Here is a 14,269-nt window from a genome sequence, read left to right as displayed (position 1 = left end):
ACGTAAGGTTGTGTCATGGCAATCGATGGCAGCCCAGATGCCGGCGGTCCACCATGTATCTCGCAGCCACGCGGCGGGCGGCTACATCGGCCGCCCACACCAACACGAGAAGGAGCCACACATGGCACGCCATATGGACAGCGGCAGCGCGAGCATAGCGCACAGCGCCTCGACACCCGTGCTCGAGGTGTGGGACGTAACGAAAACCTACGGTGGTCACAGCGCCACGACCCATGCGCTCAACGGCATTAGCCTCACCATTGCCGCAGGGGAGTTCGTCGCCCTCATGGGGCCTTCGGGCTCGGGCAAGTCCACGCTGCTCAACTGCATCGCCACGATTGACGCGCCCACTTCGGGAACCATCATGCTCGGCGGGACGGACGTCTCGCGCATCTCTCGCTCGCGCCTTGCAGACTTTCGCCGAGAGAAGCTGGGCTTCATCTTCCAGGACTCCAACCTTCTGGACAGCCTCACCGCGCGCGAGAACATCGCGCTGCCGCTGACCATTGGACGCGTGCCGGCGGCCCAGATCGAGACGGGCGTGGTTGCGGCCGCATCCTCGCTTGGCATCGAGGAAGTGCTCGACAAGTACCCCTACCAGATGTCCGGCGGCCAGCGTCAGCGCGTGGCCGCGGCGAGGGCGCTTGTCACCAACCCGCAGCTGGTACTTGCCGACGAGCCCACCGGCGCACTTGATTCCAAGAACGCAAAGCTCTTGCTCGAGAGCCTCGAGTCCATCAACCAGGCGAGAGGCGCCACGGTCCTCATGGTCACCCACGACGAGACCGCCGCTAGCTACTGCCGACGCGTGCTCTTCATTCGCGATGGCAGGGTCTTCACCGAGCTTGACCGCGGTGCCGATTCCCGTCACGCCTTCTTCGAGCGGATCATGCAGGTCGTGGCCGTGCAGGGAGGGGTTGACGATGCTCGCTAAGCTCGCCTTTGGCAACATGCGCAAGCTCCTTCACGACTACGCCGTGTACTTTCTCACGCTGGTTTTGGGCGTGGCCGTGTTCTACGCGTTCAACACGATCAGCGTGCAGGGCGACTTCCTCCGTGGCGACGTGGGCGAGATGCTTGGTGCGGCAGGCCAGGTCCTCGACGGCGTCACCGTGTTTCTCGCCGTGGTCCTGGGGTTTCTCATGGTGTATGCAAACAACTTCCTCATGCGCAGGCGCAAGAAGGAACTTGGCCTCTACCAGGTGCTGGGCATGCGCACGGGGCAGGTTACCGTGGTTCTCGCGCTGGAGACGCTGCTGGTGGCCGCGATCTCGTTTGGAGTGGGAATCGCCCTAGGGGCGCTTCTCTCGCAGGTTCTGCTCTTTGTCACCGCGCGCATGTTCGAGACCACCGTTCAGCACTTCTCGTTCTTCTTCTCGACCGATGCCTTCCTGCTTACCCTCCGGTGCTTCGGCGTGATCTTTGCGGTGATGATGGTCTTCAACTGGCTTACGCTGCGCCGTGTGAGGCTCATCGAGCTCATGGGCGCCGCCCGCCACAACGAGCGGCAGTTCGTACGTAAGCTGCCCTTCGCGGTTATTCTCACCGTGGCCGGCCTTGCCCTTATCGGCGTCGCGTACGTGCGGCTGACCAGGGACGGGTTCCCCACGTCCGGCTCTGCCGAGTCCCGGAATGACTTTCTTATCACGACGGCCATGGTGATAGTGGGGACCTTCGTCCTCTTCTACGGGCTCGCCGGTGCGCTTACCGCGCTGATCACGCACCTCAGGGGCTTCTACTGGCGAGACCTGCACATGTTCACGACGCGCCAGATTGCCTCGCGCGTGAACACCACGGCTCTCTCCATGGGCGTCATCGCGCTCATCCTCTTTCTTGCCATGACCGCGGTGACCACGGGCATGAGCATCTGCGGCACTATCAACAGCGTGACCAGGCAGGGGATACCGTACAGCGCGTCCATCTCGGTGACGCCCGCGGGCGACTCGACGGACGCCATCGACCTCAAGGCAGAGGTTGCCAAGGCGGGCGTCGACCTCTCTGGGGTGGGTCGGCACGCAAGCATGAGGGTCGCGCTCATCGAGTCGGAGCTCCGGGGCGACACCTCCGCATACCAGCGCATGTCTCAGCTCACCGGCGAGAGCGTGCCCAAGGGCTACGAGCACGTCGTGCTCTGCGAGGCGGTGGGCATCTCGGACTACAATGCCATGCGCTCCCTGCTGGGGCTGGAGCCCGTTTCCCTGGAGGACGGCCACTACCTCATGCTGTGCAACATGGACAACGCGAAGGGGTTTGTGAATAAGGCGCTCGAGGAGGGATTCACCCTGGACGTTGACGGGGTCACGCTCTCGCCGGAGCGATCCACGGTGATTGACGACGCCTCCGCGGTCCTTCAGGACAGCGCCGGTGGCCTCACGCCTGGCACGTACGTCGTGCCCGACGACGTCGCCAAGTCAATCACCCCGGAGTACAGCGCCATCATCAACATCATGTACAAGGGATCGACCGAGGAGGGCGACGCCGCGCTCAAGGGATTGGAAGCCGCGCTTGCGAGCAACCTGGATGGGCGCGCTGCCATGGTGGGCGTGCAGACCGCCACAGACGTGCTCGCAGACGGCACCTCCACCACGGGACTCATCTCGTACATGGCCATCTACATTGGGTTTGTTCTCGTCATTGCGTGCGCCGCCATTCTCGCCATCCAGCAGCTCTCCTCCGCCAGCGACGCCTCGGCGAGCTACCGGACCCTCTCTGAGCTGGGTTGTTCCGAACGCCTGATCTTTGGCTCGCTGAGGACGCAGGTCGCCATGGCGTTTGTCCTGCCGCTGGCCGTGGGGATGGCGCACTCGCTGTGCGCTCTTGGGGCGATCAACGAGCTGGTGAGCGTGCTGGGCTACAGCGACATGATTGGCAACATGACCCTGGGGCTGGCGCTGTTTGCCCTGGTGTACGGCGGGTACCTCGCGCTCACGTACCGCATGGCGCACGGGATCGTGCGCGCGTCCGTGCGCACCACGCGTCGCTCGCTGTAGGGGCGCGGCGGGAGGCGCCACGTTCTTCTCGTCCCACCTAACGCTTGCATCGCGGAGAATATCGCTATTTCTTAATCGCTGGTTGCGTTTCCGCAGGTCGCGATGGCCGAGTTTACAAAATGGCGATAAACTCCGCGTCCCACGCCCGGGCGGTGGCGTCGGGGTCGGCGCCGTGTCCCGCCTTCCAAAAAAGCGCACACGAAAACGACCGGTTACTACCAGTTTCCTGGGAAAACGCGCCTGGCGAGAAGACCGAATCGTTTTCGCGTGCGTTATTGTCGCCGGGCCCTGCCGCCGGGTGTCTGCCGCCGGGGTCTGCGGCGCGGATTTCGCCCGCGTCCAGCAGCCTGTGGCTGTCCCGTTGTGACCTCGGTGCTGTCATCCCGCCTTAGCAGCTGAACAGGCGAGCGGGGGTTCGCCGAACAGCCCGCCGCGATCCAACTTACAGCATGATGTCCAGGTGGAAGACCCCATCTTCGGCCCGTGCCACGAGCGTCCCGCCGTATCGCTCGACAATTGCACGCATGGACCGCATGCCAAATCCGTGATTGGCCTTGTCGGCCTTCGTCGTCTGCGGCAGCCCATCCTCAAAGCTCGGTTGCGCGGTGGGGCTGTAGTAATCCTCGACGCTCACGGAGGTCACGCCCATCACCCGTCGCACCACCAGAGAGATGGACCGCCGGCTTGCCCCATGCGCTGGACCCGCGCCGGCTGCGGCGCCCCCCGCGCCCGGAGCTCTTCCTCGGAGAGGCCTGCGAAGAATATCGCTATTTCTTAAAAGTTGTACTCGCCAACTGGGCAAACGCGATTTGCATTTAAAGAAAAGCGATATTCTCCGCTGACCTCTGGGGCCGATGCCGCGGATTCTCGCCGTTTAGGCTTTTCTCGAACGGTTAGGCACCCTTAAATGGCGAAATGACGCGGCATCGGCGAGAAGACCGTCACAGCTTGGTGCCGGAGGGCGCGCTCCCGCAGCAACTGCGTACGAAACCCTCGCTGTGGCGCCACCCCGGCGCCGGAGGGGGCGTTTCTGCGGCGTTACCCCTCGCCTCCGGCCCTCGCCTCCGGCGTCACCCCCCCGGCGTCGCCCTCGCGCCCCGCCGTCCACCGCGCCAAGAGTACCGTCTGCGACAAAAATCAGCAGTTTGGCAAAGGCCCTTGAATTCCCTCTCGCACGTGCTTTAATTAGGTCAACCAAACAAAAAGTTTGGTAAGCAGACTTATTGTTTACGGTACCAAGCCAGCAAGAACGTCGCTCGATGCAAGGAGGACCCAATGAAGGAACTCGACTACGACAAGATCAAGGAAGCAGCGAAGGCCTACAACGCGGACATGACCGCGTTCCTGCGCGCCATGATCTCCCACCCCAGCGAGTCCTGCGAGGAGGGTGACGTTGTGGCTTGCATCAAGGCCGAGATGGAGAAGCTCGGCTTCGACGAGGTCAAGGTGGACGGCCTCGGCAACGTGATGGGCTTCATGGGCACGGGCGACAAGATCATCGCCATCGACGGCCACATCGATACCGTTGGCATCGGCAACCGCGACAACTGGGACTTCGACCCCTACAAGGGCTTCGAGGACGACCAGCTTATCGGTGGCCGTGGCGGCTCCGACCAGGAGGGCGGCGTTGCCTCCGCTACCTACGCGGCCAAGATGATGAAGGACATGGACCTCATCCCCGAGGGCTACAAGATCATGGTCGTGGGCTCCGTCCAGGAAGAGGACTGCGACGGCATGTGCTGGCAGTACATCTACAACAAGGACGGCATCAAGCCCGAGTTCGTCATCTCCACCGAGCCCACCGACGGCGGCATCTACCGTGGTCACCGCGGCCGCATGGAGATTAGGGTCGACGTCCACGGCGTCTCCTGCCACGGCTCCGCGCCCGAGCGCGGCGACAACGCCATCTACAAGATGGCCGACATCGTGAACGACGTGCGTGCCCTCAACAACAACGGCTGCGACGAGTCCACCTCCATCAAGGGTCTCGTCAAGATGCTCGATCCCAAGTACAACCCCGAGCACTATGAGGACGCCCGCTTCCTGGGTCGCGGCACCTGCACCGTCTCCCAGATCTTCTACACCAGCCCCTCGCGCTGCGCTGTGGCTGACTCTTGTGCCATCTCCATCGACCGCCGCATGACCGCTGGCGAGACCTACGAGTCCTGCCTCGAGGAGGTCCGCAACCTCCCCGCCGTCAAGAAGTACGGCGACGACGTGAAGGTCTCCATGTACATGTACGACCGTCCCAGCTGGACCGGCGAGGTCTACGAGACCGAGGCGTACTTCCCCACGTGGATCAACAAGGAGTCTGCACCCCACGTCAAGGCACTCGTCGACGCGCACAAGGCCCTCTTTGGCGACAAGCGCATCGGCTGCCCCAAGTCCATGGACAAGCGCGAGGGCAGGCCTCTGTGCGACAAGTGGACCTTCTCGACGAACTGCGTCTCCATCCAGGGCCGCTACGGCATCCCCTGCGTGGGCTTTGGCCCCGGCGCCGAGTCCCAGGCACACGCGCCCAACGAGGTCACCTACAAGCAGGACCTCTCCACGTGCGCTGCCCTTTACGTTGCGGCCGTGAACCTCTACGACCCCAGCCAGGCAACCGGCGACGCCACCGAGTTCCGCGCCAGCCTCACCGGCAACGACATCAAGTAGTTAACCGCGTCCCGGTCGCGGCGCATCGTCGCGGCCGGGGCCCTTGCACGTAGACCCAGCGGTCATCGGGAAGACCCAGCAGGCCAAGAATCAAGAAAGGGAAACGAGAATGGACGCAAAGTTCCAGAACTACCTCGACCAGCTCGAGAAGCTCGACTACTCCAAGATGTATAACAGCGACTTCCTGCACACGTGGGATAAGACCACCGACGAGCTCCGCGCTCTCTACCTGGTTGCCGACGCCCTTCGCAACCTGCGTGAGCGCAACATCTCCACGCGCATCTTCGACTCGGGCCTCGCGGTCTCCAACTTCCGCGACAACTCCACGCGCACGCGCTTCTCGTTTGCCTCCGGCACCAATATGCTGGGCCTGCAGCTCCAGGACCTCGACGAGTCCAAGTCACAGATCGCCCACGGCGAGACCGTGCGCGAGACCGCCACGATGATCAGCTTCATGGCTGACGTCATCGGCATCCGCGACGACAAGTTCATCGGCGAGGGCGACGCGTACATGAAGGAGGTCTCGGAGTCCGTGGCGCAGTCCTATGCCGACGGCATCCTGGACCACCGTCCCACGCTCGTCTCGCTGCAGTCCGACTCCGACCACCCCACGCAGTCCTCTGCAGACCTGCTCTACCTCATCAACGAGTTTGGCGGTCTTGAGAACCTCAAGGGCAAGAAGGTCGCCGTTACCTGGGCCTACAGCCCCTCCTACGGTAAGCCGCTCTCCTGCCCGCAGTCGCTCATCATGCTGCTCACCCGCTTTGGCATGAACGTTACCCTGGCGCACCCCGAGGGCTACGACCTCATGCCCGAGCTTGTCAAGCAGGCCGGCGTCTACGCCCAGGAGTCCGGCGCCACGTTCACCCAGGCGCACTCCATGGAGGAGGCCTTCGAGGGCGCGGACATCGTGGTTCCCAAGAGCTGGGCACCTTACGCGGCCATGGAGAAGCGCACCAAGCTCTACGCCGCTGGTGACTCCGAGGGCATCGACACCCTGGAGAAGGAGCTTCTCGCCCAGAATGCCACGCATATGGATTGGCACTGCACGCCCGAGCTCATGGCCAAGACCGCGAACGGCATGGACACCATCTACATGCACCCGCTGCCGGCCGACATCGAGGGCGTCTCCTGCGAGCACGGCGAGGTTGCCAACGAGGTCTTTGACGCTCACCGTGACGGCCTGTACAAGGAGGCCAGCTACAAGCCGTACGCCGTGGCGGCCATGATCTTCCTGCAGAAGGCCAAGGATCCCGTCGCCATGCTCAAGGAGCTCGAGCAGCGCGGCCGCAGCCGCTGGCTCGAGGCCTAACCCGGGCATCGGGGCGACTGGCGCAGTACCCACAAGGGAACGCGCGGGCTGGTCGGGCCGAGCCGGGGAGCTCGGTTGGCCGGCCCGCGCTCTTTTTCACACGAATAGGGGAGAACGGAGAGGAACGCATGGGCAAGAGAATCGTCGTCGCACTGGGCGGCAACGCATTGGGGAAGAACCTGCCAGAGCAGATGGCGGCCGTGAAGCACACCTCCAAGGCCATCGTCGATCTTATCGCCGAGGGCAACGAGGTCATCGTGGCGCACGGCAACGGACCGCAGGTGGGCATGATCCAGGAGGCCATGACCCAGCTCACGCGTTCTGATCCCGAGAAGTACATCCCCTGCCCGCTCTCGGTGTGCGTGGCCATGAGCCAGGGCTACATTGGCTACGACCTCCAGAACGCCATTCGCGAGGAGCTTGCCAACCGTGACATTCACCACGGCGTGACCACGGTGCTCACGCAGGTCGAGGTTGACCCCACCGACCCCGCCTTCGAGCACCCCACCAAGCCCATCGGCGCCTTCATGACCAAGGAGGAGGCCGACCGCATGGTCGCGGAGCGTGGCTACACGGTGGTCGAGGACTCCGGCCGTGGCTGGCGCCGCGTGGTCGCAAGCCCCAAGCCCCAGGCCATCGTCGAGCTGGATACCATCCGCTCGCTGGTCGAGGCCGACCATGTGGTTATCGCCTGCGGTGGCGGCGGCATCCCCGTCTACCACACCGAGGGCCACCACCTCAAGGGCGCTGCTGCCGTTATCGACAAGGACTTTGCCGCTGCCCGCCTGGCCGAGCAGCTCAATGCCGACGCGCTTGTCATCCTCACGGCTGTCGAGAAGGTCGCCATCCACTTTGGCAAGCCCGACCAGACTGAGCTCGACGAGCTTACGCCCGAGACGGCTCAGCGCTACATCGACGCGGGCGAGTTCGCGCCGGGCTCGATGCTCCCCAAGGTCCAGGCGGCGCTGCAGTTTGCCCAGTCCGGCCCTGGCCGCATGTCGCTCATCACCGAGCTCGACCGTGCGGCGGACGGCATCGCCGGCAAGACTGGTACCATCGTCCGTGGGTAGCATGTAGGCATCGCAACGGCAATGCGCGCGAGGTGAGGGCCATGGAACCACGGACATTCTCGTTCCTCATTGATGGGGAAGGCAGGCGCTTCTTTGGCCCCGGCCCTCTGGCCCTGCTCGCTGGCGTTCGTACGACGGGCAGTCTCTCTGCCTCTGCCAAGGCGATGGGCATGAGCTACACCAAGGCCATGCGCATCTTGCATGATGCCGAGCATGCCCTGGGGGTTCCCCTTACCGTGCGCTCCATTGGCGGCGAGAAGGGCGGAAGCTCAAGCCTCACGCCCGAGGGGGAGGACTTCCTCAATCGCTACGATGCTTGGCGGCAGGGTGTTACCGCTGCGGCAAACGCCGGTTTCTCGGCGGCGTTTGCCGGCATCGGCGGCGTGCCGCGCCTGGGCTGCGTGGTCATGGCAAACGGGGAGGCAACGCGCTTTGGCAGGCAGAAGCTCGTCGAGCCGCTGCGTGGTCGTGCCGTGGTCTCGCACACGCTTGATGCTCTGGTGTCGTCGCGCCTAGACGTGGTGGTCTCCACAAGGTGGGAGCGCGTGCGTGCCGTGTGCGAGGCCAGGCACGTGGCGTGCGTGGAGCCTGCGGGGGCGCTCCAGAGCCAGACCATCTGGGCTGGCGTGGAGGCGCTGGGCGAGAGGGCCGGCTACCTCTTTGTCCAGGGCGACCAGCCGCTGCTTTCCAGCGCGAGCGTCGAGGCCCTGCTCGACGAGTTTGCGGCGCACCCCGCCTGTGTTGCGCGGCTGGCATGGCAGGGCAGGGCGGGGAGTCCGGTGATCTTCCCGGGCAACCTGCGAGAGGCGCTTCTCGGCCTGGAGGGTGACGTAGGCGGAGGCGAGCTGCTGCGCAGGAACCCAGACTTGGCCGCCACCACGCGGCTTGTCGAGGCGCGCGCTGCTGCCGAGCTTGATGACATTGATACCCCATCTGACCTCGAGCGCGTTACCGAAGAGCTTGCGGCACTGCGCGAGGCAACGGAATCCGGGCAGGACATTTGGCCCGTCGCTGACGCTGAAAACGGCGCCCAGGGCGGGCCTGGCTCTTCTCTGTAAGGGGATGGTTGTATGGGCGAGCAGGCACGCAAGATCTTGAAAAACGGCCAGCTAGTCACACCGAACGGCGTCTTTCTCGGCGACGTGGTCATAGAGGGTGACAAGATCGCGGACGTTGTCCCCGGCGGCGTCGGCGAGGCACGGCTGGCGGATGCGGAGGTCTTTGACGTCTCCGGCTGCTGGGTCTACCCGGGCTTTATTGACGCCCACACCCACATGCAGTGCTGGACGGGCATGGACTGGACCGCGGACAGCTTTGAGACCGGCACGCGCGCTGCGGCCTGCGGTGGCACCACGACCATTGTGGACTACGCCACGCAGGACAAGGGCATGACCCTTCACCAGGCTCTCGGCGAGTGGCACAAGCGCGCCGACGGCACCTGCACGGCAAACTACGCGTTCCACATGGCGATTGCGGACTGGAACGAGCACACCCGCGAGGAGATCGCCGACATGCGCGAGGCGGGCATCACCTCGTTCAAGACGTACTTCGCCTATGACCACCTTCGCCTGGATGACGCCCAGACCATGGAGGTGCTCGAGGCCATCAAGCCCTTCGACGGTATCCTCTGTGTGCACTGCGAGAACGGCACGCTTGTCAACGAGCTGCAGCGCAGAGTGCTTGCCAAGGGCATCACGGGACCCGAGGGGCACCCCTTGAGCCGCCCGGCCGAGTGTGAGGCCGAGGCCATCAGCCGCCTTATGTACCTCTCGGAGCTCACCGGCGCCCGCGTGAACGTGGTCCACTGCTCGACCAGGCTTGGCCTTGAGCAGGTGCGCGCCGCCCGCAAGCGCGGCGTGCGCGTTTCGCTCGAGACCTGCCCGCAGTACCTGCTGCTGGACGATACCCGCTACCTTGAGCAGGGCGAGGACGGTTTTGCCGGCGCCAAGTACGTGATGAGCCCGCCGCTGCGCAAGCCCACGGACATCGCGGCACTGCGCGAGGCCGTGGCAGACGGCGAGGTCGACCAGATCTCGACCGATCACTGCTCGTTTAACCTGCATGGCCAGAAGGACCGCGGCCGCGGGGACTTCACCAAGATCCCCAACGGCGGACCTGGCGTCGAGCACAGGCCGGCCCTCATCATGACCACGTTCGAGGGGCAGCTCGGGCCCATGGACTACCTGCACCTGCTCTCCGAAGGCCAAGCGCGCGTGTTTGGCATGTACCCGCGCAAGGGTGCGCTTGCCGCTGGCTCCGACGCGGACATCTGCGTGTGGGACCCTACGGCCCGCTGGACCATCAGCGCGGCCAACCAGCACCAGGCCGTTGACTACACCACCTACGAGGGCTTCGAGGCGCATGGCCGCGCCAAGCTCGTCTTTGTGAACGGCACGCTGGCCGTGCGTGACGGGGAGCCCACGGGCGAGAAGCCCGGGCGCTACGTGGCTCGCTAGAGGCGCGTGCCGACGCAGGCGCGTTTTTCTGCCGGTGCTTTTGCCGCGGGCGTCTCGTCCCTCTGTTCTCTCATCCATTGGTCGTCCGCGTAAGCGGGCAGGAAGCGAAGGAGTTTCTCATGAGCAAGACCGCCATCGTCACCGACAAGGCTCCCAAGGCGCTTGGTCCCTACTCTGCCGGCGTTGTGTCCAACGGGTCCATCAACGTTTCCGGCCAGCTGGGCATCGATCCTGCCACCGGCAAGCTCGCCGGCGATGACATCCAGAGCCAGACCCGCCAGAGCCTGACCAACCTGAAGAACATCCTCGAGGCCGCCGGCGCCTCCATGGCCGACGTGGTCGAGACCACCGTCCTTCTCGCTGACATCAACGAGTTTGGTGCCATGAACGAGATTTATGCCGATTTCTTCGAGGCTCCGTATCCCGCGCGTGCGGCGTTCCAGGTTGCCGCGCTTCCCGGTGGCGGCAGGGTCGAGATTAAGGCTGTTGCGAGGGTGTAGGCCTGGCTGGTCCAGGGCTTGGGCTCGCAAGGCGGGCGGTGCTGGCTGGAGCCGGTGCCGCCCGTTTTTGCACCGCGGAATGGCTGCGATCGCGGAAAGTGACGGTGAGCGTCGCGGAATCCGACAGCAACAATCGCGGAATCCGACAATGAAAAACGCGGAAAGTGACAACGAGAATCGCGGAATCCGACAACGAAAAACGCGGAAAGTGACAACGAGAATCGCGGAATCCGACAACATAGCAGCTAGATAAGGGTGATAATACTCACAGAAAACCATGCAGTAGATGGTGAAGGAGGAAAGGCATGTCGGTGACGCCAGCGGGATATCTGCCACGCATTGTCGACGACGAGGTTGACGAGTGCCTCGCGACCTATGGGGCGATCGAGATTGCGGGTGCCAAGTGGTGTGGCAAGACCTGGACGGCGCGGAGGCATGCCAAGAGCATCATTTATCTGGACGAGGGACAGAACCTGGACATTGCGCTCTCGGACCCCATGGCAGCCCTTGTTGGCGAGCGTCCGCATGTGATTGACGAATGGCAGCTCGCACCTGCGCTCTGGGATGTTGTGCGCCATGAGGTCGACGATGCTTCTGGGGAAAGGGGCCTCTGGATTCTCACTGGGTCATCCACACCTGCGAAGGACAAGGTTCATCACAGCGGCGCGGGTCGCATTGGTAGGGTGCGCATGCTCCCAATGTCGCTCCAAGAGTCTGGAGACTCCACGGGAGAGGTGTCCCTGGCGGCGCTCTTTGAGGGCAAGTTTGCATATGCTACCTGCAGCATGACTGCGGACAGGTTGGTATCCCTGTGCTGTCGCGGAGGGTGGCCAGAGGCGATAGGAATCAAGCCCATCCGTGCGCTTCGCATCGCACGAGACTACGTGGACGCGACTATCGAGCAGAGTGTTCCCTCGAAGGGCGGGAACCCTGACGTTGCCAGGCGCCTTCTGGGAAGCCTTGCGAGAAACCTTGGGCAGGCAGTCACAAGAAAGACCATGGTCCGGGACATGTACGGAGAGTCCGAGAATGCAGACGCCGCGTCGCTGGCGACAATATCGAACTATACGGCGCTTCTCGAATCGCTCTATCTGGTGCTCTCCATCCGCGGATGGGAGCCTCCCGCTCGTTCTCCCAAGCGCTTTCGTACGAGCCCCAAGCGCTACCTGGTAGATCCATCATTGGCGGTCTCGCTTCTCCAGATGAACGAGCAGTCGCTCAAGAGCGACTGGCAGACACTTGGATTGGTGTTCGAGAACCTCTGTATGCGGGACCTGTCCGTGTATGCCCGCGCGCTTCCCGAAGCAGCTCAGGACCCCGTCCACTACTATCGCGATGACAATGGGCTTGAGGCGGATGCCATAGTGGAGGACGCAGCCGGGAGATGGGGCGCAATCGAGGTAAAGCTCGGAGAGAACAAGGTCGATGAGGCCGCCGAGAATCTCCTGCGAATCCGTGACAAGTTGGAGAGAAACTCGCTGGCTCGGACCCGTGAGCCGGAGTTTCTCGCTGTTCTCGTTGGACTTGGAGAGCGGTCGTACCGTAGGAGTGATGGGGTGTACGTTATTCCCATTGGATGTTTGGGCAGGTAGAGCAGGAGGCTACCGTGGACGCCATTGCATTTGCGCAGATGAGGCAGGGGCACGTACTCATGGCAGTGTGCTGCTCGCTGTATCTTGCCTGGTGGGCCATCTTCTTCTGGCCCAAGGTGGGCGGGGACTCTGCGCGAGGAGCGCTGCGAACCGTCGGTATCGTGGCGATTCTCGGCGCGGTGGCATGCGGCGTCCTGGGAGCAACGCGCGTCTGCGGCGGAGCGGCGGGCCTGGCTCCAACGGGGGCTGTGGTCGAATGCCTGGTGGGTTCCGTTGTGCTTTACCTGGTTCTTCTCGTCATCACGCAGCGCGTGTTCCAGCGTCAACCCACTACCGAGCTTGTGCTCTTTGTGGCGTGGCTTGGCATGGAGGTGCTCTGCGCGCTGGCGCTTGGAGGCACGGGAAAGACCGGTGCGGCCACGCTCGTGGCGGTGCTTGCTGCGGTGGGGTTCGTCGTGAGCCTGGTGTGCTATGTGCTCTATTACCGTCTTGACCCGCTGCCGTCGTTTGTCGACGGGTGCGTTCCGCTGGCACTTATCGGCATGGTGAGCGTTGTGATTGCGTGCGTCCTGCCTGCGGCGGCGTAGGACCGAGGCCCCTCGGCCTCCGTTCTCCCCCCGGCCTCCGTTCCCCCTAGTCCCCGGGAAAACTGCGACTTAATTGCACGTTGCCGAGAAGGACCGAGCTATCTACCTGCGGTTTTTCTTGAAGCCACCCGCCAAGACTGCAATTAACCCGCAGTTTTCCAGGCACGGGCCGCGGGGACGCCTCCCGCGGCCCGTGCACTCCGCGCCCAGCGCGGCTATACCCGCTCCAGGCGGTGCTCGCGCACGGAGCCGGCGGCGACGGGCGTCTCGTCCCCGCATGCGCGCAGGGCTGCGGCAAACCGCGCGGCAAGCTCAATGCCGGCCTGGTCGTCGGCCTGGTTCACCACGATGTCGTCCGCGCGCACCACTCCCGCCGCGTGCTCGGTGGCGACAAAGCGCGCATAGAGCTCGGGCGTGCACTCGTCGGCTTGGGAGCAGCCCACCGCCGCACACATAAGCTCCGGCCGATGCACAACCTTACCCACGCGCCCACCAAAGCCAGACGCGCCTACCACTTGGATGGTCTGGCTGCTCTCGGTCGGTACCACGGGCTCGTGTGCCGCGTGCGCCTTATGGGGCAACCTGCGTGCGCCATCGGCCTCCACCAGCACGCGGTCGGCGAGGACGGCAAGCGTCCCAAAGCCCAGCGAAGGCGCGCACAGCTTTCCGGCAGCCCCGTCGGCACCCTTCGCGCGAGTCCCCACGCAGACCACGCGGGTGTACCAAAGCGCCTGCTCGACGTCGAGCTCCGTGGCGTCAAGCAGGAGCGGGCAGCCCTCGGGCGCAAGCATGTGGGTGGACGTGGCGATAACCACCGTGCAGCCCAGCTCGCGCGCAAGCTCGTTCACGAGAGTCGACTTGCCGCCGCTCCCCACCACTGAGAGAACCCCGCTATCCGTTCGCAGCAAATCCGTAAGATTCATAAGGAACCCTTACAAAAAGTCATATGCTCTAATGAGGCGAGAGAACATCCCCGTCTCACAGCATATCGGATGAGACAAAGGGACTGTCCCTTTGTCTCACGGTTCTTTCGCCCTAACGTTATACACTCATGTGGTTAACGCTCGACGTCACCCAACGAAAGTCGCAGTGCTCCGTCGGCAA

The 14,269-nt window shown here is 63.9% G+C and carries 12 protein-coding genes; 10 read left to right on the top strand and 2 right to left on the bottom strand.

The genetic code is table 11. The features are described from left to right. Positions 1 to 121 precede the first annotated feature (121 nt). Both BMX94_RS03060 and BMX94_RS03055 read left to right on the top strand, forming a co-directional pair. Positions 122 to 934 carry an ABC transporter ATP-binding protein gene (locus BMX94_RS03060; RefSeq protein WP_091003326.1) on the top strand — a complete coding sequence of 271 codons (813 nt, stop codon included), beginning with the start codon at positions 122 to 124 and terminating at the stop codon, positions 932 to 934. Continuing rightward, positions 924 to 2,990, top strand: a complete 2,067-nt coding sequence (locus tag BMX94_RS03055) for an FtsX-like permease family protein (protein WP_177171305.1) — start codon at positions 924 to 926, stop codon at positions 2,988 to 2,990. The genes BMX94_RS03060 and BMX94_RS03055 overlap by 11 nt, the downstream gene beginning before the upstream one ends. A gap of 442 nt (positions 2,991 to 3,432) precedes the next feature. Here BMX94_RS03055 and BMX94_RS10725 read toward each other — a convergent pair whose 3' ends face one another. Continuing rightward, positions 3,433 to 3,792: a GHKL domain-containing protein gene (locus BMX94_RS10725; protein WP_286159994.1), complete on the bottom strand. Its 360-nt coding sequence runs from the start codon at positions 3,790 to 3,792 to the stop codon at positions 3,433 to 3,435. Positions 3,793 to 4,265: 473 nt separating this feature from the next. Between BMX94_RS10725 and BMX94_RS03040 the strand changes: the two genes are divergently transcribed. From BMX94_RS03040 to BMX94_RS03005, 8 genes are all read left to right on the top strand, one after another. Further along, a complete protein-coding gene (locus BMX94_RS03040; RefSeq protein WP_091003314.1) occupies positions 4,266 to 5,648 on the top strand; it encodes a YgeY family selenium metabolism-linked hydrolase in 1,383 nt (460 codons plus the stop codon). A gap of 109 nt (positions 5,649 to 5,757) precedes the next feature. Then, a complete protein-coding gene (gene ygeW / locus BMX94_RS03035) occupies positions 5,758 to 6,960 on the top strand; it encodes a knotted carbamoyltransferase YgeW (protein WP_091003311.1) in 1,203 nt (400 codons plus the stop codon). Positions 6,961 to 7,088: 128 nt separating this feature from the next. Next, complete coding sequence (gene arcC / locus BMX94_RS03030; RefSeq protein ID WP_091003308.1) at positions 7,089 to 8,030, top strand: carbamate kinase; 942 nt, start codon at positions 7,089 to 7,091, stop codon at positions 8,028 to 8,030. Positions 8,031 to 8,071: 41 nt separating this feature from the next. After that, the gene (locus BMX94_RS03025) at positions 8,072 to 9,088 is read left to right on the top strand and encodes an NTP transferase domain-containing protein (protein WP_091003304.1); all 1,017 of its coding nucleotides are present in this window, start codon (positions 8,072 to 8,074) and stop codon (positions 9,086 to 9,088) included. 12 nt (positions 9,089 to 9,100) lie between these two features. Beyond that, complete coding sequence (hydA, locus tag BMX94_RS03020) at positions 9,101 to 10,486, top strand: dihydropyrimidinase (protein WP_091003301.1); 1,386 nt, start codon at positions 9,101 to 9,103, stop codon at positions 10,484 to 10,486. Positions 10,487 to 10,605: 119 nt separating this feature from the next. After that, the gene (locus tag BMX94_RS03015; RefSeq protein WP_091003298.1) at positions 10,606 to 10,986 is read left to right on the top strand and encodes a RidA family protein; all 381 of its coding nucleotides are present in this window, start codon (positions 10,606 to 10,608) and stop codon (positions 10,984 to 10,986) included. A 305-nt stretch (positions 10,987 to 11,291) separates the two neighbouring features. Further along, positions 11,292 to 12,578: an ATP-binding protein gene (locus BMX94_RS03010; RefSeq protein WP_091003295.1), complete on the top strand. Its 1,287-nt coding sequence runs from the start codon at positions 11,292 to 11,294 to the stop codon at positions 12,576 to 12,578. A gap of 14 nt (positions 12,579 to 12,592) precedes the next feature. Next, a complete protein-coding gene (locus tag BMX94_RS03005) occupies positions 12,593 to 13,165 on the top strand; it encodes a hypothetical protein (protein ID WP_143052258.1) in 573 nt (190 codons plus the stop codon). A 215-nt stretch (positions 13,166 to 13,380) separates the two neighbouring features. Here BMX94_RS03005 and yqeC read toward each other — a convergent pair whose 3' ends face one another. After that, positions 13,381 to 14,088: a selenium cofactor biosynthesis protein YqeC gene (yqeC, locus tag BMX94_RS03000; protein ID WP_091003291.1), complete on the bottom strand. Its 708-nt coding sequence runs from the start codon at positions 14,086 to 14,088 to the stop codon at positions 13,381 to 13,383. Between the last annotated feature and the right edge of the window lie 181 nt (positions 14,089 to 14,269).

Origin of the sequence: Olsenella sp. KH3B4 (genome assembly GCA_900111695.1) — a bacterium.
Lineage (GTDB): Bacteria > Actinomycetota > Coriobacteriia > Coriobacteriales > Atopobiaceae > Tractidigestivibacter.
Note: the sequence above shows the minus strand (reverse complement) of the source record. Positions and strands in the feature narration are given on the sequence as shown.

Bases quoted from the DNA above. Each gene is read 5' to 3' on its own strand.
- ygeW (WP_091003311.1), top strand. From the start codon at position 5,758: ATGGACGCAAAGTTCCAGAACTACCTCGACCAGCTCGAGAAGCTCGAC.
- BMX94_RS03010 (WP_091003295.1), top strand. From the start codon at position 11,292: ATGTCGGTGACGCCAGCGGGATATCTGCCACGCATTGTCGACGACGAG.
- BMX94_RS03025 (WP_091003304.1), top strand. From the start codon at position 8,072: ATGGAACCACGGACATTCTCGTTCCTCATTGATGGGGAAGGCAGGCGC.
- BMX94_RS03040 (WP_091003314.1), top strand. From the start codon at position 4,266: ATGAAGGAACTCGACTACGACAAGATCAAGGAAGCAGCGAAGGCCTAC.
- arcC (WP_091003308.1), top strand. From the start codon at position 7,089: ATGGGCAAGAGAATCGTCGTCGCACTGGGCGGCAACGCATTGGGGAAG.
- yqeC (WP_091003291.1), bottom strand. From the start codon at position 14,088: ATGAATCTTACGGATTTGCTGCGAACGGATAGCGGGGTTCTCTCAGTG.
- BMX94_RS03015 (WP_091003298.1), top strand. From the start codon at position 10,606: ATGAGCAAGACCGCCATCGTCACCGACAAGGCTCCCAAGGCGCTTGGT.
- hydA (WP_091003301.1), top strand. From the start codon at position 9,101: ATGGGCGAGCAGGCACGCAAGATCTTGAAAAACGGCCAGCTAGTCACA.
- BMX94_RS03060 (WP_091003326.1), top strand. From the start codon at position 122: ATGGCACGCCATATGGACAGCGGCAGCGCGAGCATAGCGCACAGCGCC.
- BMX94_RS03055 (WP_177171305.1), top strand. From the start codon at position 924: ATGCTCGCTAAGCTCGCCTTTGGCAACATGCGCAAGCTCCTTCACGAC.